The sequence below is a fragment of the Simkaniaceae bacterium genome, assembly GCA_021734805.1.
Classification (GTDB): Bacteria; Chlamydiota; Chlamydiia; order Chlamydiales; family JACRBE01; genus Amphritriteisimkania.
The window spans coordinates 1-20,923 of the sequence record JAIPIG010000032.1 but is presented as its reverse complement, the minus strand read 5'-3'; the positions used below and the strand labels follow the sequence as shown (position 1 = coordinate 20,923).

The window sequence follows — 20,923 nt, the reverse complement described above, 5'->3', positions numbered from 1 at the left end:
GACTTTGTAACTTTTTGGACTCGAAGGCCTCGAGATATTTGTTCTCTAGGGAGTTATTAAAACCGGGAAGGGGTTTTTTACCCCTTCCCGGTTTTAATAATCTCCCAGTTCGACCATAGGTCGAGCGTCCGAGAGCAAATAGAAGAGGCAGGCGGGCCCAAAAAGTTGCAAAGTCGAGTTTAGGAGAGTTGAACGCGGCCAAGGGGCTGGATTTTAATTTCAGGAACGATTTCTTGATAGCTGACAACAGGCATATCCGGAAATTCGGCTTCGATGAGTTTTCTTACGAAACGGCGAACATCAATTGCAGCTAAAAGGACAGGTGGTTGGCCGTTAGGAGGGGTGGGAACGACAACAGAGCGCATAGAGTGTAGGATCATTTGAGTCGAATCGGGATCGAGAGCGAGATAGGAACCCGATGACGTTTGCTTAATCGCAGCTCTGACGAGGTCTTCAATTTCAGGGTCAAGCAAATAGACGGATAACGTACTTTGTCCTCGCGAATATTTATAGCTAACATAGCGCTTGAGGGATGAGCGGACATATTCTGTCAGAAGCACCGTATCTTTTTCCGTCTGTGCCCATTCTGAAAGGGCTTCTAAAATAGTGCGCAAATCTTTAATGGAGATCTGTTCTTGTACGAGACGCCTGAAAATCTCCGTCAATTTTTGCAAAGGAACTAAACGCGTGACTTCTTTAACGAGATCGGGGAAAGATTTTTCAACGAATTCTAAAATTGCGCGCACTTCCTGAATACCGATGAATTCACCCGCATATTGTTTATAAAAATAGGAGAGGTGAAGGATCATGACTTCAAGAGCTTCCCAATACTTCATTCCCGCTTTGCGCAAGATCTCTTTATATTTTTCATCGACCCAAAGAGTGGCTTGGTTAATGGCATTTTTGGAAGCGACGTAGGGGAGGTTATAGCGTCTTAAATTTTCTTCCGTTTCATTTGTCAAGACATGATTTTCTAATATTTTACCCCGCATCAGAGGGACTTCATTGAGATAAATGGCATATTCAAAAGGGGCAAGCGCTTCCGATTCACTTTTAATATGAACACCCGGAAATTTTAAACCGAGATCTTGATAAAGAGCATGGCGCATCCGCGGAATCATCACCTCTATGAAGCGCGTTCCTGTCCGATCTTTTTTGACGATTTGCGAGAGGCCTTTGCCGATTTCTAAAATGACGGGCAGGGTAAGAGCATAATCTTCGGGCCCACCTCGAACGACGGTATGGCCTTGAATATCCGTTTCCATTACGGCGCTCCCCATTGCCGATTCTTGCTCTATCCGTTTTTGCTTGCGATAGCGATTGTAGCCTAAAGCCCCGACACCGGCTCCAAGAGGGAAGAATAAAAGCGTAGGAAAGGCGGGGATAGCGGAGAGCATTAAAAGAACCGCAGCCGAGATCATAATCCCTTTAGGCTGATCTAAAATTTGGAGCGTGATGTCTTTTCCAAGGTTGGCATCTTTTTTGTCAGATGAAACCCTTGTTGTGACAATACCGGCGGTTAAAGAGATGAGCAGAGACGGAACCTGTGAAACTAAGCCGCCTCCGATAGAGAGAAGGGTATATGTTTGGGCTGCTTGCATTGCAGACATATGGTGCATTTGTACACCGATGATCAATCCCCCAATGATGTTAATAATCGCAATAACAATCCCTGCAATGACATCTCCTTTGACGAATTTCATCGCACCGTCCATCGCACCATAGAGTTGGCTCTCTTTCGCGAGGGCAAGGCGCAAATCACGCGCTTGAGCGGCGTCGATGATTCCGCTGCGCATATCGGCGTCAATACTCATCTGTTTTCCGGGCATAGCATCTAAAGTAAAGCGGGCGGCAACTTCAGCAACCCGTTCGGCACCTTTCGTGACTACGATAAATTGCACAATGGTAATAATTAAGAAAATAACGCCTCCAACGACGAAATTTCCTCCAACGACGAACTTTCCGAATGCTAAGATAATTTCACCTGCATCGGCATGTAAGAGAATTTGACGCGTTGCAGAGATCTCAATCCCTAATCGGAATAGGGTGGTAATCAAGAGAAGGGATGGGAAAGCAGAGAGGTGAACTGCTTTGGAAATATAGAGCGAGATCATAATAAGCGTAATCGAAATCGTCAAATTGACGGCGATGAGCGTGTCGATTACGGGAGGGGGAACGGGAATGATAATCATCATAATGATGAGGATCACGAAAAAAGCCAGAACGATATCGCTTGACGAGGAGAGAAAATTTAAAATCCTAGAATTACCCAACTTTTGATTGAGTTTTGATAAAGCGCTCACTCTTCTAAAATCTCCAAAAATTCTCTTTTTTCTTTTGCTTTTTCTTCTGCTTCGAGCTCTTCAATCCATTTCAAGATTTCAGCAATTGTCTCGTAAGTGTCTTCCGGGACAAATTGTCCGATTTTACACTTAAAATAGAGCTGATGTGCTAAGGCAATGTTTCGCATAATAGGAATATTATTGTCTAAAGCAATTTTAATAATTTCTTCTGCGACCAAGTCTTTTCCCATCGTGACAATTTTGGGAGCGGGAAGAATCTCAGGGTCATATTCAATAGCGACTGCAATGGTCGATGGATTTGTAATGACCGTTCTTGCACGCGCTGTAGATCGAGGTCCTTCTTGATAGGCGATCTCCTGAGCCCTTTGCCGCCGTTTACTTTTGATATGAGGATCACCCTCGGTATCTTTAACTTCTTGCTTGACCTCAAATTTTTCCATCTTCATTTCTTTTGAAAAGTTCTTTTTCTGAAAAACTAAGTCGAAAAGCCCTATCGCGATGAAAAAAATGCCCACACGGATAATGACTTTAACTAAAAAGTCATTAAAAACCAAGGCCGTTCCATAGATCGGCAAGGCGGCAGTTGATACAATTTCAGAGAGCGAATTATGGACAACGCCATAAATGAGAAGGATAGCCCCCGTGATTTTTAAAATTGATTTAAGAAGCTCGATAAATGTTTTGATTTTGAACATATTTTTAATGTTCGATATCGGGTTGAGCTTTTTAATGTCGGGCTTCATAGCTTCCATTGAGAACAAAGGCCCAATGATCAAAAAATTGACCAGAACCCCAATACAAGAAACGATGACCATAATTGGGATCGATGTGTCAAAAATCACCTGAATGGCTTGGCTGGCCATTCCCATGATCTTTGGACCCATATTTTGAGAGTTTTTGATCGAACTAAACATCTCAATCATGTAACCGGAAAGCTGTGAGTAAAGATAAGAGGATGACATCAGAATCCCCGAAATGGAGACAATGAATGTGAACGCAGAAGGAAAATCTTTAGATTTAGCGACCTGACCCTTTTTACGAGCATCTTTCAGCTTCTTGGGGGTCGCCTTTTCGGTTTTTTCAGCCATCTCAGATTATCTTTGTACCCTAATTTTGAGTTGCCTCGACTTTGCAACTTTTTGGGCCCGCCTACCTCATCTATTTGCTCTCGGGCATTCGACCTATAGTCGAACCGGGAGATTATTAAAACCGGGGAGGGGTAAAAAACCCCTTCCCGGTTTTAATAACTCCCTAGAGAACAAATATCTCGAGGCTATCAAGCCCCAAAAGTTGCAAAGTCGAGGTTACAACTCACCTTAATATACCAAATTGAATTGAAAGTCGAGATTATGAGTTATGATAGAATAAGATCACATCGCCATCTTTGACTTGGTATTCTTTGCCTTCAAGACGAGCAACACCGGCTTCTTTGGCGGCATTGCGGGATCTATATTTAATAAAATCGGCATAGGTGACGACTTCAGCGCGGATAAAACCTTTTTCAATATCAGTGTGAATCTTACCGGCAGCTTGGGGAGCGGGGCAATTTCTAGGGACTGTCCAGGCTCTTGTTTCCACTTCACCGGTTGTAAGAAAGGTGATCAGTCCGAGGGTTTCAAAAGATTCTTTAATGAGGCGATGAAGACCTGTTTCTTGGACACCTAAAGATTGAAGGTATTCTTTGGCTTCAGCGTCATCGAGAGCCGAGAGCTCTTCTTCGAGCTTAGCGCATACGGCGACCACTTTACTATTAAATGGCTTAGCATATTCCCTTACTTGATTCACATAATCGTTTTCCATGGATGGAAGTGTGTCTTCCGAGACATTAGCGAGATAGATAACGGGCTTTAGTGTTAAAAAGGGGAGCAGAGCCATTGAAGCACTTTCTTCATCTGAAAGCTCAAGTGTGATCATTGGGCGGTTAAGGTTGAGATGAGCAATCGCTTTTTTTAACGCTTCGACACCTAATTTAGCTTCTTTATTTGCCTTAGCTTGTTTTTCCATTTTAATAAGGGCATTTTCTGCCATTTGTAGATCGGCAAAGACAAGCTCTAAATTAATCACTTCAATATCCTGAATCGGGTCAATTGTTCCGGCGACATGGATGACATCTTCATTATCAAAACAGCGAACGACATGGATAATCACATCGGTTTCGCGGATATTGGATAAAAATTTGTTCCCAAGACCTTCGCCACTAGCCGCTCCTTTGACAAGTCCGGCGATATCAACGAAACAGACGGATGCCGGGATAATGCGGTGTGATTTGGAACATTCGGACAAGTTTTTAAGGCGCTCATCGGGAAGTTCCACAATGCCAACATTGGGATCAATTGTACAGAAGGGATAATTAGATGCCGGAATCGATTGTTTAGTAAGGGCATTAAAAAGAGTGGATTTTCCCACATTAGGGAGGCCCACAAAGCCGCAAGCAAGTCCTGATGTCTTAGCCATAATTTACCTGAATAAATAGTTTCGATAATCAATATTTGGAGCTAAAAGCTCATCGATTGAAATGCACTGATCAATTGAAAATGGGCCGCTTTTAGTTCTTTTTAAATCGACAAGATGGGCATAAGTGCCTAAATGCAAACCGAGATCATGAGCAATGGATCGAATATAGGTTCCTTTGGAACATCGAACGTGAAGGGTAAGATAGGGATAGTGGTATTCGATGAGAGTCGTTGTCAGGTGAACAATAGAAGGAGCTCTCTCAATTTCTTTGCCTTCTCTTGCGAGTTCATATAATTTTTTTCCGTTGATCTTTTTAGCGCTGAACATGGGGGGGATTTGCTCTATTGTTCCTTGAAAAAGCGTGATAGCATTTTGAACCTCTTCTAAAGAGGGGATGCGATTGCTTGAGTGCAAGACCTGCCCGTCTAGATCATAGGTATCTGTTGCTTCTCCTAAACGAAGGCGCGCCACATATTCCTTATCCATATCGAGAAATTCATGAGAGCGCCGCGTAAAGCTTTTTCCAATCAGCATCACCATGACTCCCGTTGCAAAGGGATCTAAAGTACCGCAATGACCGATTTTTTTAATTTTAGTGAGTTTTCGCACGAGATAAACAAGGTAAAAAGAGGTTTTTGCAGCAGGTTTATCGATCAGTAGTATTCCCTCATGGGCTATCAAGTGAGGTTGAGCAAGAGCTGTGATCATGCTGCATTAACCGTTAAGTTTCTTTTGTTCTTCAATTTCTTTCAAAATCGAATCAATCCGCATATGTTTTTCTGCAGAATCATCAAAAATGAATTTTAATTGGGGGAAGTAGCGCAAAACAACTTTCTTTGAGGATTTCGTGGCAATGAAGCCCGCTGCCGAATTAAGGGCATCTAACGTCGCTTTTTTGTCATTATCCGTTCCGATCACGCTGATATAAACCTTAGCGTGATGCAGATCTTTTGAAATATCAACAGAAGTGACCGTGATTAATCCGGTAACATGGGGATTTTTAACTTCTCTAAAGATGACCTCAGAAATCACTTCTTTGAGGAGTGAGTTTAATCGCTCGGTTCTACGTGTCATCTTTTTTCTTCCCGGTTAGATTCTGCAATTCATATTAAAGAGATTGAGCAACATATGTCACTTCATATGCATGGACTTCATCTTCAGGTTTGAGCTCTTTAAAGTTTTGAAGGATGATTCCGCATTCTAGTCCTTTAGACACTTCTTTTACGTCATCATGCAAGCGCTTAATCGAGGCAATATTTCCTTCCCAAATTTGCTCTCCATTGCGAATAAGTTTTGCATAATGAGAGCGTTTGATGATCCCGTCAGCAACAATACAGCCGGCAATAATTCCAAGGTGAGAAGATTTAAAGATTTGAAGTACGCGCGCCATACCAACATGTGTTTCTTCGCGGGTTTTATCCAGCAGCAAAGTGAGAAGTTCTTTAACGCGATCAATGAGGTGATAGATTACATCAAATAACTCGATTTTAACTTGAAGTTGTTTGACTAAGCTCTCAGCGTGCATTTCAACAGAGACATGGAATCCGAAAATAACGGCATTTGCCGTCGCAGCCCTTTGAACATCCGACTCGGAAATATCGCCGATTTCAGCGGCAATGACATTGACCTCTGCCTTATCGGATTTAATTTTTTCTTTTAATGCGTTAACAATGGCTTCGATAGAGCCGTGAACATCCGTTTTGAGAATGATATTAAGAATTTTTTTCTGTTGTTTTGTGACTTCAGATTGAAGAAGATTTTCTAATCCGGATGAAGAACCAATACTCAAGACTTGTCTTTTAGAGATGGCTGTTCTTTCTTTAGCGAGCTGTCTGGCTTCTTTTTCATTTTTAACAATGATAAATTCTGATCCTGCATCGGGAAGATCGGATAAGCCCGTTACTTGAACCGGCATTCCGGGAGTCGCTACTTGAATGTGTTGCGCTTTGTCATCATGCATTGTTTTAATGCGTCCGTATACATGTTCGATAACAAGGGCATCTCCCAGATGTAGTGAACCATTTTGAATTAAGAGGGTTGCAGAAGTTCCAAGGCCTTTTAAGACTTCGGCTTCGATAACAATACCTCTAGCTCTAAAGTGGGGATTAGCTTTTAATTCTAAGAGTTCGGCTTGGAGGAGAACGAGTTCTAAAAGTTCGTTTAGCCCCTCTTTAGTATGAGCTGAGCAATTCACTGTCGAAACGGTTCCACCCCATGCTTCGGGAAGCATATTGTGATCAGCGAGTTGGCGATAGACTTGGTCGGGGTTAAAGCCGGGCTTATCTGATTTGTTGATCGCTACAATGATCGGTACATTGGCATCTTTTGCGAGCTTTATAGCTTCCGCGGTTTGAGGTTTAATTCCCTCATCCCCTGCGACGACAAGAACGATAATATCGGTGAGATTAGCACCTCTTGTACGCATTGCCGTAAAAGCTTCATGGCCCGGCGTATCTAAAAGAGTGATCATTCTTCCATCAGGAGTTTTACAACGAAAAGCCCCAATATGTTGTGTAATCGCTCCGGCTTCACCGGCAGCTAAATTACTTTTGCGGAAGGCGTCAATCAATGATGTTTTACCGTGATCCACGTGACCCATCATTGTAATGACCGGCGGGCGAGTTTCAAGCTCATCTTGAGGAGATTCCAGAATTTCTTCAGTAATGGATTTATCTGTAATATTTAAACGCTCTTTTTCAGATGTATCAATGGTGATATCACAACCAAATTCTTGTCCGAGCAATTGAACGGTTGTTTCGTCATCGAGCATATCGTTAATTGTAAAGACTGCGCCTTGCATGAAAAATTTTTGAATCAATTCAGCTGCTTTATATTTCATTGCAGCAGCAAGATCTTTGATCGAAATCGGAAGTTTAATATGCAGGGATTTTGGGCGGATAGTTTCTTCAAGCTGTTGATCTTTCAGTCTCTGCTTGCCCTGTCTTTTGCGTCTCCAATGGTCGTCGTCACCGGCTCGTAATCCCTGTCGGTCTCTAGCGTCAAATACTCGAGATTGCTGGAATTTTTTTAAAGCTTTACTCTCTTTAAATTCCTTGATTTTCGCCGATTTTTTATTGCGGTCTTTATCTTGTTGAGTCGATGCGGGTGTTTGTTCGGTTTCTTTATTCGTCTTTTCAGGACGCTCTTTAGGAGCTTTTTCTTTCTTTTCTTGTAGAGAAGCTTCTTTTTTCTGTTCTTGTTGTTTTTTTTCTTCTTGTTGCCGAGCTTCTTCTTCAAGGCGGCGTTTTTCAAGAGCCACTTTATCAGTTCCCGGTCTGATGTAGCCAATTTCATCTTTTTTAGGGGAAATAGTGCCGGCGAGTCTTTTAGAGAGGCCATCTCCTTCAAAGGAGTCCAAAGAGTCTTTGTCGTACTGCTTTTTTTGTCTCTCTTGTAGAAAAGAAGGAGTATCGGTCGCTTTCTTTAAGGGTTTTTTTTCAGCTTCTTGTGTTGTTTCTTCGACAATGGGTTGATCTTGAGGGATCTGTTTCGTCTCAGCAGCAGGAGCCTCTTCCTTTTTAGGAGGAGCTTTTTTCTCCTCTTCTTCTTTTTTAGAGGGCTGTTTTTTTTTGAGATTTAAAGCTTCGGCAAGTTGTGCATTTTTCACTTTAAATTTTAAGTTTTTAGCCAAATCAAATCCTCTCTTTCTTGATCTGTTCGATAATGTCTTCAATGAGGTCAAGGCTTAAGCCTGCCTCTTTAGCTAGGTGATGGGGTGTATGTGAAAGAACCTTTCTGGGTGTATCAAAACCGGCTGCAATTAAACTATCAATTGCAAGTTGGTTAGCATGTTCAAGGTGCAGTGATTCATCAAGCACGGGGTCATCGGATGTTGCTAGTTTTTGCAGTAGGATATGAGCTTCTTTTTCATAATCACTCATTTTGTAAACCTTAAGTTCACATTCAATCAAATCACCTGTTAAACGGGCGTTGATTCCTTTGCGACCAAGAACAATAGGATAGTCTTCATCACTCACGACAACGACGATTCTTTGGTTTTCCTCATCGACTTCAATTTTCCTTAAGATGACCGGAGCTACGGCATTTTTAAGTAAGACAATAGGGTCGTCCGAATGGGGGATGATATCAATTTTTTCATTGTTCAATTCGCGAATAATGTTTTTAACACGTCCGCCTCTTACCCCAACACAAGCTCCAACGGGATCAATTTTTAAGTCTGTTGTTGAGACAGACATCTTAGTTCGGTAACCGGCATCTCGTACAATTCGTTTAATCAAGATCGTATTGTCATGAATTTCAGGAACTTCTTGAGCAAATAATTGCTCGACAAATTGGGGGTGGCTGCGAGATAAAATAACTTCAGCTCCACCATTCTCCGTATCTCTGACCTCCAATAGGAGGGCTAAGACGCGATCTCCAATATGAAAGTTTTCCTCTCTGGGATAAAATCGGTCGGGCATAATAGCTTCGACTTTCCCTAAATCTATGATCAGAGTGCCTCCGCGTGTCTTTCTCTTGACAGTTCCCGAGATTAATTCACTAATGCGGTGGCGGTATTCTTCATAAATAACATCTCGTTCTGCTACTTTTAATTTTTGTGTGATGACCTGACGAGCAACCTGAGCGGCAATGCGGCCAAAATCTCTAGGAGTAACGTTAACTTGAATCCACTGGCCCGCTACACAATCCGGGTCGATTTCGCGAGCATGCTCGAGTGTGATTTCTTCATCGGGGTATTCAACATGATCGACAATCTCTTTTTCAACGAGAGTTTCAATTTCACCTGTTTTAGGGTTGATTTGAACAGAGACGTTTCCAACATTGTGAATGCTTTTTTTTGCAGCAATGCGCAGAGAATCCTCAATTGCATTAATCACAACATCGCGTTTGATTCCTTTTTCTCTTTCAAGATATTCGAAAATAGCGACTAGATCTTTATTCATTGTTTACTTATGCCCCTATCAAATTAATGCCTGCTTTGTTGCGCGGCCTATTTGGTCATGTTAAATTGTATGTTTATAGAAGGATTTAACCAAAGCTTTATTTTTTCTGTTGAGCTTTCTATTTATAACCTGAGTTTTGAGTTTACTCCATTCATTCTCAGTGAGAATCAACAAAATAAACCCAAAACCCGGGTTATTAGGCTACAAACGATATTTAGCAAATTTCGTTGTAGCCCAGGCAGTATTAGTGCTGCCTCACCCATTGCAAAATCATCATTCTAATTATGATTTGCTTCCGTTGGTTACTTCAGCTTCTTCATCGGAAAGGTCGCCGGATCCCATAATGATATCATCTTTACTGACTTTATCGCTACCATGTGTGAGAAAGTCTTTAAGAGATAAAGAGATCTTTTTGTGCTCAGGGTCGAGCTTAATGACCTTTGCTTCAACGACATCGCCAACTGCAACGAGGTCTTCTATTTTGCTAAAAGAAGCATCGGAAAGTTCAGTTACGTGAACGAGTCCTTCGATGCCGTTATCTAGCTCAATGAAAGCTCCAAAAGCTGTGATTTTTGAAACTTTTCCTCGAATAACGCTGCCAACGGGCATTGTTTTTTCAATGGTTTCCCATGGGTTTGAGCTGAGTTGTTTCACGCCGAGAGTGATTTTTTTACTCTCTTTATCTACTGATAAGATCACGGCTTCAACTTTATCGCCTTTGCTTAGAACTTCAGAAGGGTGAGAGACTTTTTTAATCCAGCTAAGATCTGAAATATGAATCAGTCCGTCAACGCCCGGTTCCAGCTCAACAAAAGCACCGTAATTCGTCAAGTTGCGAATTTCAACCTGAACTGTGCTTCCCTCAGGATATTTTTTGTCGACATCTTCCCATGGATTTTTTTCAGTTTGCTTAATTCCAAGGGAGATTTTGCCTTCCTCTTTTTGAATTGAAAGGACAATAGCTTCCACTTCATCATCTTTGTAGACGATTTGAGAAGGGTCGGTGACGTTTTTAATCCAAGACATTTCAGAAACATGGATAAGCCCTTCAATGCCCGGTTCAATTTCAATGAATGCGCCATAAGGAACGAGGTTGACAATGCGACCTTTAACACGTGTTCCTTGTGGGTATTTCTTTTCGATTTCTTCCCAAGGATTTCGCTCTTTTTGTTTCAGACCGAGAGCAACACGACCTTTTGTTTTATCGATGCTGAGGATGACGACTTCAAGTTCGTCACCAATGGCAACCATTTCAGAAGGGTGTTTGATGCGCTTCCATGTCATATCTGTAATGTGAAGAAGTCCATCAATGCCATCTAAGTCAAGGAAGACACCAAAGTCAGTGATGTTTTTAACAATACCGATGCGGATTTCGCCTTCTTGAATATTTTCAAGGAGCTCGGCTTTTTTAGAAACTCTTTCTTCTTCGAGAAGTTCACGGCGAGATACGACGATGTTTTTTCTCTCAATATTGATTTTAAGAATCTTAAAGTCGAAGGTGTGGTTGAGGTATTCGTCAATATTTTTGATGCGCTTGTTGTCGATTTGTGATCCCGGCAAGAAAGCTTCCATGCCAATATCAACCATGAGACCGCCTTTAACTTTGCGGATCACTTTTCCACGGATAATAGAACCTTCTTCACAGTTATTAAGAATGTATTCCCATTGACGTTGCTTACGTGCTTTATCGCGTGAAAGAACGATTTGTCCATCATCCCCTTCTGCTTGATCGAGATAAACCTCGATTTCAGATCCGAGTTGAATTTCTTCGGGGGTAGAAAATTCTGAAATAGAAACAAGACCTTCAGATTTAAGGCCTACATCAATGACGACAAAATCTTTAGTGACTTCAACAATCGTTCCTTTGAGGATCTGCCCGGTAGCCATTGTGGGGCCGGCAAATTCATCTTCAGAATTTTCTCGATTGTCGAGAAGTTTACGGAACAGTTCGGCATCTTCATCCAAGAATGCGATATCATCAATGACCTTACTTTCGTTCCAATCATAGTTGAGTTGTTTTGACATTTAAAAGGTTCTCCATAAGTTTTTATATTTAAAGAGACGAAACCGACAAATTAATTCTCATTTGAAGGATGTCTCTTAAGAGGCCTGTTAGACTGAAAGATAGATTAAAAAAATCTTTTAACCTGAGAGAGAGTGTTTACAAAGTGAGTGTTCGCTGCTTTGTAGACATGCTCTGAAATCAGATTATTAATCTTTAAGTTGAAAGGCTCTCTTGAAGGAGCCAATTTTCAAAGCGCAAAGTAATGAGTTTTGAAAAAGCTTCTTTGGGGAGAAGTCTATCAAAGCTCTAAAAATAAAATCAAGGATAACCCACTATGATCTAGGGAATTCTCTTGATATGTAGTTTTTTATTTGAGAAGAGCTGAAATTAAATGGCAGAAATGGCTATTCTTTTAAAAATTCTCTCTATGAATAAGGGGAGATTGGCCCGCTTGGCCTCCGTTCAATTTAAAATAGTTTTTTTTAATATGGATTCTGTCAATTCCCAGCTTGTTGTAATGAAGTTTGGGGGAGCCTCGCTCTCCTCTTTAGATCTATTTGATCAGGCGGCCGATCGGATCGCCCGTCGCATGGAGGAATTCTCCCAAATCATTGTTGTTGCTTCTGCAATGGGGAAAATGACGGATGACTTGTTGGGATTAGCCTTTCAGTTAAACGCGAATCCGCCTAAGCGAGAGCAGGATATGCTTTTAACCGCCGGGGAGCGGATTAGCATTTCTCTCATGGCCATTGCTCTTGCTAAAAGAGGCGTTGAAGCGGTTAGCCTTACCGGGAGCCAGTCGGGAATCATTACCAACTCGGATCATTCGAATGCCTATATAGTAGATGTAAGGCCTACGCGCTTGCCCACTCTTTTAGAAAGCGGTAAGGTTGTCGTGGTTGCCGGTTTTCAAGGGGTTTCCAATCAGAAGGAGATAACGACCCTCGGTAGAGGGGGGTCGGATACGACGGCCGTGGCCCTCGGCGTTGCCTTGAGAGCGCATAAAATTGAGTTTTATAAGGATGTCGCGGGGCTTTTTAGTGATGACCCTAAAAAAGTGAGCAATGCGCACCTCATTCCTCATCTGAGTTATCAAGAGGCGCTCGCTCTTTATGAGCAGAATAAGGCTTCGGTCATCCATCCAAGGGCGATTCGGCTCGCTATGCAAAACCATATTCCTTTACATATTCTCTCATTTCAAAAAGAAAGCTTGCATCAAATGGCAAAGGGGAGTTGGATAATAGAAAGTGAATTCGATCGTCCTCATCAGCTGATCTATGAGTGTGATGCCGAAAAAATGCCAAATGCCTGAAGACGCTTTGATTTGGCTTTGTGAGCAATGTGGGCTAAAAAGCAGGGACCATGAAACAGAGCACAGTGCCATATTCTCGTTTTATCTTGATGAAAGATCCGGATGATCAGGACTATTCACAATGGCTTGATTGTAATCTGCAGAGTCTATTGCCGAATCATTTACAGGGACTTGAATCAATCGATGAGTTTCAGGTGCAATTTAGTGAGTATGTGCCTAAGTTTAAGGTGATTTTCCCAACGGATTCGCATCGCTCGATCAAAGTTTTATTACTGACAAGAAATAAAAGTGGTTTGTTAAAGTTTTTTCATGAGATGGTCAGCCGATGGCTTGTGCCGGGGCGTGCCCTTCATTTAAAGTCCTTCATGAATCTCAACTTCAACATCGAGCATGGCTCTGAATCTTATTCTTTATTGGAAGCGCGCTTAGAAAAGTGCAGCTTAATTGATATTGAAAAGATAAAAAGACATCTCCCTTTTTTTACACAAGAAATTGAGTTTGGCGCGACTTCGTATTATCAAGCGATGCAAATTCTTGAAATGAAGGGAATGCTTCTGAGCGAAAAAGCGATTGCCGTCCAGGAGGGGATCGCCTATCTTGCCCAACGTTTTCCCGCGCAGATTGATGCTGATATTTATTTTGTGATGCGCCTTGTCATGATGTCATGCCAAGATTCGTTCAAACAAATACGCGCTCAAAAGCATCTTGTCAAAATGGTGAAAATTTTTTATCGCTTTTATTCTAGGTTAAAGAAGCAAAATCGCACGGAAAGGTATATCGATACACATCTATTTTCATTTGATTTAGAGATGCCTTTTGAGGTTGTGAAGCGAACTGCAGTCTGTTTTGCTCTTAATTCTCTTGGTAATCATGAGGTTTTTGAACTTAATCAACTTCTTTTATCCTTGCCCGATTTCATCTCCCACTCTATTGATCCCCAGTCGTGTTTTCAGTTTGAAATGAAAGAGTGTCAAGGGAAGTTTTTTTATTTTGAAATGCCTCATCAACCCCTTTTAGTTTTATCTCAACTCAGAAAAGAGCTCATTTTTAAAGTGAATCATTCAATACAGACGCTGGTTCGCCCTTTGTTTATGCCTCGCAATGAAGAGGAAATCATGAAGAGCATGGTGAGTTTGAGTCGACAGATGCGCTATATTAGAGATATTCCGCAGGTTATCATCAACTTCGAAAGGCAAAGTGAGTCGGCTTTGATATTTCGCGTTTTGTTGATACGGCTATTGCATAAGGGGGCCATGCCATTTGATCAGATCAAGCAAGCTTTTGAGGAAAAATATCAAGTGCATCTCGAAAGATGCCGATTAGCGGGAATGGTGCGTAAAAAAACACCTAAAGAAGCCTCTATTTTTACTCTTACTCTCAATCCTTCTGAATTTTTGCGCTTTGACCATACGCTTGATTTATATAAAGCGCGCTATGAAGTGTACCGCGCACTCAAAAGTGTCCTTGGAGAAGTGAGAGATTTTAATGGGGGGCTTCTCGCAAAACAAAGAGAAAGGCTCGAAGAGATTAAAAAGAAACTTCACGTAGATCAAAAAGCCCTTTTTGAAAACTTCTTCTTTTCGCTCTACCCCGTCGAATACCGAATGGTTTGGTCTCCCGAGGATATTCTCCAATTTTTTACATCCTATCTCAAGTGGATTGAAAAAGGGGAGTTGAGTCAAGACGTGGCTTTTGAATGGGCTTCAAGAGAAAAGGAGGCCGATGCCATTTGTCAAAAATTTAACGATCTTATTCAATCACCCACGCAATTAATTCGACTCAAGATGCTTATGGGTGATCGCCGTTTGATTGGTCACGCGATATTGCCATAATCTCGACTTTGTACATTTTTCGGCGCGATTTTCACAATCTTTTGACATACAATCGGTTACTAATTCCTCTAATGGCGATAATCTCGAGTTAGTGGTCCCGAAGGGCGGATTGCGGTCTTGCTTCGTCAGGGATGAGCGCGCGCGGTCCTTTGTGGATAGTGATAACCCTATTGCCACAAAGGAGTTATTCGATTAGACTCATAACATAAAAAATAAAGAGGATAGTGGTCGTGTCAAGAAATGTGAGAATAGCTCCCTCCATTTTATCTGCGGATTTTGGAAAGTTAGCCGATGAAGCCAAGCGCATTGAGGATGCCGGAGCCGATGCCATTCATTTTGATATTATGGATGGGCATTTTGTTCCTAATTTAAGTCTTAGTCCTAAGTCTTTAGAGGCTGTCAATAGGGCAACTAACTTATTTTTAGACGTGCACATCATGGTGTATAATCCCTTTGACTATATCGTGCGACTTATTGAGGCCGGAGCGGATGGGATCACATTTCATTTTGAAGCAACTGAAGATGTAGAAGATACATTAAAATTTATCCGAAAATGCAATGTTAAAGCGGGATTGGCTTTTTGTCCCGAAACATCTGAGTCAATGATTCCAAAGTACCTCGATAAATGCGATAAACTTTTGATCATGACCGTCCATCCCGGATTTGGAGGTCAGACTTTTATTGCGGAAATGCTCGATAAAATCCGCTTTACGCGCGATCTATGTGATAAGCTCGATATTCGCGAGGGAGGGGTCATGCTCGATCGCAATAAAACGGAAAAAGAAGAAAATAAAAATCTCGATGATTTTCTTATTCAAGTTGATGGGGGAATCAATGAAAAAACGGCTAAGCTCTGCATCGAAGCCGGTGCTAATGATCTAGCTGTTGGAACTTATATGTTTGAAGGCGATATGCGCGAAAAAATTCAAAGGTTGAGAGGCCTCGCAAAATCATGAAGAAGGTCGTCGTCATTGGTGGAGGAACGGGTAATTTTACTGTTCTACGAGGGCTCAAAAAATATCACCTCGATATCAGCGCTATTGTTTCAATGGCCGATGATGGGGGGAGTACCGGAATTTTGCGCGATGATCTTGGTGTTTTACCACCCGGGGATGTAAGGCAGTGTTTAGTGGCCCTTTCTAACTCATCCCGGCTCATGCGATCTTTGATGAACTATCGATTTGAAAATGGGGGCTTAGGTGGACATAGTTTTGGAAACTTGTTCTTGTCAGCTCTTGAAAAGGTTACCGGAAGCTTTGAAAAAGCCGTTGAGGAGATGGGGCGGATTCTCTATATCAAAGGTAAAGTCATTCCCGTGACAACGCATCAGGTGCGCCTCAAAATGATTTTGAAAAATCGTGAGGTCTTAGATGGAGAAAAAGCAATTTATCTCTCTCAGGATATCGATAAAGGTTATTCCAGTATTTACTTAGAGCCGTATCCCAAAGCAAATCCTCATGCTATTGCAGAGATTATAAATGCAGATCTTGTTATCATTGGTCCCGGTGGGCTGCATACTTCTATTATTCCTAATTTACTCGTCAACGGCATTAGCGATGCGATTCGATCCTCTCATGCAAAAAAGGTGTTTGTCGTTAATTTAATGAATCGCCTAGGGCAAACAACGCATTTTAAAGTCAGTGATTATGTCAATGAAGTTGTTCGTTATCTAGGTGAGGATTGTCTTGACTACATTTTAGTGAATGATCAACTCCCACCCGAATCCCTGATTAAAGTTTATGCCGAAGAGGGGGAGCTTGTTCAAAGTGACATTAAAAATGACCGTGTCATTAATGCCCCATTACTAGGTAAGCTATTTGAGCCTACAAAAAATGATCTGCTAAAACGCAACTTAATTCGTCACGACTCAAGAAAACTAGCACAAGAGTTAATAAAAATTGTTGATCATCTTTGATTTAGACGACACTTTGATTAAGACGTCTGAGGCAATTGTCCCTTTTAAGCTTCAAAAGGGAATGCTAAAGCTTTTTCCTTCCGATCATGAATTCACACATCAATTGATGCGTATGGATATGATGTCCTCTTCCAGTGCAGCGGCGTTGGAAGAATTTTCGGAGATTAACGAGCTGGAGCCTGCCCATTATCTCTCAATTCATTCGGATTTAAATGACTCGGATCTAGAAGATCTTGATGTTGAAAGTTATGCGACAACACAGGAAAGTTTAAAAATTCTTGCCGACTCGCATTATGTATGTCTTATTTCTCGAGGGGATGAAGTCTTTCAAAGAGAAAAGCTAGAGCGAAGCGGAATCGATCCCCTGCTATTTTCTGAAATTATTTTTTGTCAAAACACGAAGCAAGAGCACTATCAATCGCTCGCTAAAAAATTTTCCACTCATTTAGAAGACGTGATTGTTTGTGGCGATCGGGTCGGTCTCGATCTGACTCCGGCTAAGGAGTTAGGGTTTACCACGGTTCAAATGAGACGGGGGAGAGGAAAGATGTCCTTTGACTATTTTTCAGATGTTGACTATAAAATTATACATTTAGTCGAACTTTTTGATATAATTGAAGAAGTTAAGCGAAAAAATTTTTTGAGGAAGCTATGATCAAAAGTAGTCAGATTGTTCCGGGAATGATTATTTCAATCGGGAAAGGAATTTATCGAGTCGAATCATCTGTCATGGTCACCGTGTCAAAAGGTGTTCCTTTTATTAAGACAAAGCTCAAAAACTTGATGTCTGATGAAATTTTAGAGAAAAATTTCAAGCAAGATCAGGAAGTGAATGAGGTTAAACTCGTTGAAAAGACGATCGAATATTTATATCCGGAAGGGAAAAGCCATCTCTTTTTAGATATCGATGAACTTGATCAGGTGACAATTGAACAAGGAATGATCGAAGAAAAAGTGGATTTCCTCAAAGAGGGAATCCAACTCAAAGCGATGTTTTACGGCGAGCAGGTCTTTTCAATTGAATTACCTCAATTTCTCGAGCTGATGGTGATCAAATCGGAAGAGTCTACCGGAGGATCCATGTCAAGCACCACTAAAGTTGCAGTCCTTGAGACAGGCGCTCGAGTCGATGTTCCCCTTTTTATTGAGTCAGGCGATATTGTAAAAGTCGATACTCATACAAATGAATATATACAACGCGTATAAAGGAGATCAGATCCCCGTGGATATGCAATTAATCAAAGATCTCATTAAAATTATGGATAAGGGCAAGCTTGCCAAACTTCATGTTAAAGAGAAAAACGGATTCGAGATTTCTCTTGAAAAGGCAGGCCAAGCTGCTTCCGGTAAGGCCCATTTTCATCAAGCACCCGTTCATGAATTTTTGCCTGTCGCTGAAACTGCAAAGGAAATGCCGGCAAAAAAAGAAGTGCAGCAGAGTGGCCATTTTATTACCTCCCCCATGGTCGGAACGTATTACTCCAGCCCATCTCCGGATGATCCTGTTTTTATCAAGGTAGGGGATCAAATTGAAAAGGGGAGTATTGTTTGTATTGTTGAAGCGATGAAGGTTATGAATGAAGTCAAGGCCGATCGCTCCGGTGTCATTAAAGAAATTTTGATTGAGAACTCACAACCTGTTGAGTTCGGAACAAAATTATTTAGAATTGAATAATTGAAACTTATGAAAAAAGTACTTATTGCCAATCGCGGAGAAATTGCAGTTCGAATCATTAGGGCTTGCCATGATTTGGGAATTGAAACTGTTGCGGTCTATTCCGAAGCCGATAGTGAAAGTTTGCATGTTTTGCATGCAGATGAAGCCGTATGTATTGGAAGAGCCCAGTCATCTCAATCCTATTTAAAAATCCCCAATATTCTAGCCGCTTGTGAAATTACGGGGGCTGATGCGATCCATCCCGGCTATGGATTTTTAAGCGAAAATTCTCATTTTGCGTCGATTTGTGAAAGTTCCGGCGTGACGTTCATCGGCCCTCAATCTTCGACGATTGCAATGCTTGGAGATAAGGCAGCTGCCAAAGCCCTTGCTAAAAGTGTTAAGTGTCCCGTCATTCCGGGATCGGATGGAGTGATTGAAAAAGTTGATGAAGGATTGAAAGAGGCAGAGAAAATTGGTTATCCCGTTGTAATTAAGGCCTCCCATGGCGGCGGCGGTAAAGGAATTCGAATCGCCCACAATGCTAAAGAGTTTGAAAGGTTATTTGTTGCAGCGAGAACGGAAGCGGAAGTCTCTTTTAATAATCCCGATGTCTATTTAGAAAAATTCATAGTCAATCCCCGCCATATTGAAGTACAAATCATTGGTGATCAACACGGACACTATGTTCATTTAGGAGAAAGAGACTGTACTGTCCAAAGAAGAAGGCAAAAGCTCATTGAGGAAGCGCCTTCGCCTGTGCTCAAACCGGCGCAACGCAAAAAAATAGGGGAAGCAGCCAAAGCCCTTGTCAAAGCAGCCAAGTACCACTCGGTAGGAACGGTTGAATTCCTCCTAGATCAGGATGGCCATTTTTATTTCATGGAAGTCAATACGCGCATTCAAGTTGAGCATACGGTCACTGAAGAGCTTACCGGAATTGACCTTGTCGAACAACAGCTCCGCATTGCTCGAAAAGAGAAGCTGGGATTTACACAAAATGATATCGATTTAAAAGGGCATGTCATTGAATTTAGAATCAATGCCGAAGATCCAATGAATAACTTTGCCCCTTCACCGGGACGTCTTGAGTATTATAATCCACCGGCCGGGCCACATGTGCGTATTGATTCAGCTTGTTACGCGGGTTATCAGATCCCCCCCTATTATGATTCGATGATTGCAAAACTCATTGTCCGAGGGAAAGATCGCCAAGAGGCGATTGCTCGAGCTGAACGTGCCTTAAGAGAGTTTCACATCGGCGGAGTCCATTCAACCGTTCATTTCCACCAGTTCATGCTCAATAATGAGCAGTTTCTTAAATCAGATTATACGATCACTTTTGTCGATGAACTGATTGAAAAGGGCTGCACATTTAAGCTTGACGGCTCCCAATGAAGGGAATTATTTTAGCCGGGGGGAGTGGAACGCGCCTTTATCCGATTACGAAAGCCATCAGCAAACAAATATTGCCGGTTGGCGGCAAGCCAATGATCTATTATCCCCTATCGACACTCATGTTGAGCGGTATTTCTGAATTTGCAATCATTTCGACACCGCGCGATTTGCCCTTTTTTCAAAGTCTTTTGGGGGATGGTTCTCAATTAGGTCTTAAGATTGAGTATATTGTTCAAAAAAATCCGGAGGGGATCGCCCAAAGTTTTATTTTAGCCGAAGATTTTATCGGGGATGATTGTGTTGCCCTTATTCTAGGAGATAATATTTTTCATGCTCATGATATGAAAGAGCTTCTTTCCGATATCGATGATCCTTTAGATGGGGGAGTCGTTTTTGGTTATGAAGTGGATGATCCAAGGCGTTATGGAGTTGTCGCATTTGATGATTCTCATAGCGTCATTGATATTATCGAAAAACCGCAACATCCCCCATCGCATTACGCTGTCACAGGCCTATATTTTTATGATAACAACGTTGTCGATATTGCCAATCGCTTGAAGCCCTCAAATCGAGGTGAGCTTGAAATTACCGATGTCAACCGAGCCTATTTGCAAGAGCGCGCTCTTAAGGTTAAGCTACTCGGGCGAGGTTTTGCATGGCTCGATACCGGAACCCATACGGATCTGCAAAATGCCTCCTCTTATATCGATACGATTCAAAAGAGGCAGGGGATCCAAATCGGTTGTATTGAAGAAGTGGCCTATGAAATGGGCTTCATCGATCTTTCCACCTTAAGAGCCCATGGAGAAGAGCAAGCCAATAGCGACTACGGACGCTATCTCATCAAACTTGCCGAGCAACAATTACACCTCTCATCAGTTTAAAAACTTTTTATTGTTTATTTAAAATTCCTTAATGAAATAAAATGACTGCTTTTCATCCAATTACAGGTTTTATGATGATGGGATCTATTGCGCAAACTCTAAAACAACCTCTCCACTATACTGTAGAACAGGCCTTAGGCGGCTCTATTTGGCATCATGGTCCTATTTCCGAATCCCCACTGATTTCTCGTCTTCATAATATGGCGATGTCTCTGATTTTTGGCATTCTATCCATACCTGCCGCCGGTGTTTGGTTTGT

The 20,923-nt window shown here is 41.8% G+C and carries 18 protein-coding genes; 10 read left to right on the top strand and 8 right to left on the bottom strand.

What is annotated here, in order from left to right; translation table 11 throughout:
- Nucleotides 1-179: 179 nt before the first annotated feature.
- The 8 genes from sctV to rpsA all read right to left on the bottom strand — a co-directional run bounded on the left by sctV (nt 180) and on the right by rpsA (nt 11,686).
- The gene (gene sctV / locus K9M07_06780; GenBank protein ID MCF7852927.1) at nt 180-2,303 is read right to left on the bottom strand and encodes a type III secretion system export apparatus subunit SctV; all 2,124 of its coding nucleotides are present in this window, start codon (nt 2,301-2,303) and stop codon (nt 180-182) included.
- Nucleotides 2,300-3,391 carry a type III secretion system export apparatus subunit SctU gene (sctU, locus tag K9M07_06775; protein ID MCF7852926.1) on the bottom strand — a complete coding sequence of 364 codons (1,092 nt, stop codon included), beginning with the start codon at nt 3,389-3,391 and terminating at the stop codon, nt 2,300-2,302. The genes sctV and sctU overlap by 4 nt, the downstream gene beginning before the upstream one ends.
- A gap of 259 nt (nt 3,392-3,650) precedes the next feature.
- Nucleotides 3,651-4,757 carry a redox-regulated ATPase YchF gene (ychF, locus tag K9M07_06770; GenBank protein ID MCF7852925.1) on the bottom strand — a complete coding sequence of 369 codons (1,107 nt, stop codon included), beginning with the start codon at nt 4,755-4,757 and terminating at the stop codon, nt 3,651-3,653.
- A gap of 3 nt (nt 4,758-4,760) precedes the next feature.
- Entirely contained in the window at nt 4,761-5,465 is a 705-nt protein-coding gene (gene truB / locus K9M07_06765) for a tRNA pseudouridine(55) synthase TruB (protein MCF7852924.1), read from the bottom strand.
- A gap of 6 nt (nt 5,466-5,471) precedes the next feature.
- Nucleotides 5,472-5,831, bottom strand: a complete 360-nt coding sequence (rbfA, locus tag K9M07_06760; protein MCF7852923.1) for a 30S ribosome-binding factor RbfA — start codon at nt 5,829-5,831, stop codon at nt 5,472-5,474.
- A 34-nt stretch (nt 5,832-5,865) separates the two neighbouring features.
- The gene (infB, locus tag K9M07_06755) at nt 5,866-8,388 is read right to left on the bottom strand and encodes a translation initiation factor IF-2 (protein MCF7852922.1); all 2,523 of its coding nucleotides are present in this window, start codon (nt 8,386-8,388) and stop codon (nt 5,866-5,868) included.
- A gap of 1 nt (nt 8,389) precedes the next feature.
- Entirely contained in the window at nt 8,390-9,661 is a 1,272-nt protein-coding gene (nusA, locus tag K9M07_06750; protein ID MCF7852921.1) for a transcription termination factor NusA, read from the bottom strand.
- A 282-nt stretch (nt 9,662-9,943) separates the two neighbouring features.
- Nucleotides 9,944-11,686 carry a 30S ribosomal protein S1 gene (rpsA, locus tag K9M07_06745; protein ID MCF7852920.1) on the bottom strand — a complete coding sequence of 581 codons (1,743 nt, stop codon included), beginning with the start codon at nt 11,684-11,686 and terminating at the stop codon, nt 9,944-9,946.
- 467 nt (nt 11,687-12,153) lie between these two features.
- On the opposite strand from rpsA, the gene K9M07_06740 reads away from it, so the two are divergent.
- From K9M07_06740 to K9M07_06695, 10 genes are all read left to right on the top strand, one after another.
- A complete protein-coding gene (locus K9M07_06740) occupies nt 12,154-12,978 on the top strand; it encodes an aspartate kinase (protein ID MCF7852919.1) in 825 nt (274 codons plus the stop codon).
- Between the two features lie 50 nt (nt 12,979-13,028).
- Entirely contained in the window at nt 13,029-14,810 is a 1,782-nt protein-coding gene (locus K9M07_06735; protein MCF7852918.1) for a hypothetical protein, read from the top strand.
- Between the two features lie 230 nt (nt 14,811-15,040).
- The gene (rpe, locus tag K9M07_06730; GenBank protein ID MCF7852917.1) at nt 15,041-15,766 is read left to right on the top strand and encodes a ribulose-phosphate 3-epimerase; all 726 of its coding nucleotides are present in this window, start codon (nt 15,041-15,043) and stop codon (nt 15,764-15,766) included.
- The gene (locus tag K9M07_06725; protein MCF7852916.1) at nt 15,763-16,725 is read left to right on the top strand and encodes a YvcK family protein; all 963 of its coding nucleotides are present in this window, start codon (nt 15,763-15,765) and stop codon (nt 16,723-16,725) included. Before rpe ends, K9M07_06725 begins: the two co-directional genes overlap by 4 nt.
- Entirely contained in the window at nt 16,709-17,380 is a 672-nt protein-coding gene (locus K9M07_06720) for an HAD family hydrolase (protein MCF7852915.1), read from the top strand. The genes K9M07_06725 and K9M07_06720 overlap by 17 nt, the downstream gene beginning before the upstream one ends.
- A complete protein-coding gene (locus K9M07_06715; GenBank protein ID MCF7852914.1) occupies nt 17,377-17,931 on the top strand; it encodes an elongation factor P in 555 nt (184 codons plus the stop codon). The genes K9M07_06720 and K9M07_06715 overlap by 4 nt, the downstream gene beginning before the upstream one ends.
- A 16-nt stretch (nt 17,932-17,947) precedes the next feature.
- On the top strand, nt 17,948-18,400 hold the full coding sequence (gene accB / locus K9M07_06710; GenBank protein ID MCF7852913.1) for an acetyl-CoA carboxylase biotin carboxyl carrier protein: 453 nt from the start codon (nt 17,948-17,950) through the stop codon (nt 18,398-18,400).
- Between the two features lie 9 nt (nt 18,401-18,409).
- A complete protein-coding gene (accC, locus tag K9M07_06705; protein ID MCF7852912.1) occupies nt 18,410-19,780 on the top strand; it encodes an acetyl-CoA carboxylase biotin carboxylase subunit in 1,371 nt (456 codons plus the stop codon).
- Nucleotides 19,777-20,664: a glucose-1-phosphate thymidylyltransferase RfbA gene (gene rfbA / locus K9M07_06700; GenBank protein ID MCF7852911.1), complete on the top strand. Its 888-nt coding sequence runs from the start codon at nt 19,777-19,779 to the stop codon at nt 20,662-20,664. The genes accC and rfbA overlap by 4 nt, the downstream gene beginning before the upstream one ends.
- Nucleotides 20,665-20,705: 41 nt before the next feature.
- Nucleotides 20,706-20,923 (top strand): hypothetical protein (locus K9M07_06695; protein ID MCF7852910.1); only part of this gene is annotated, 218 nt, incomplete at its 3' end.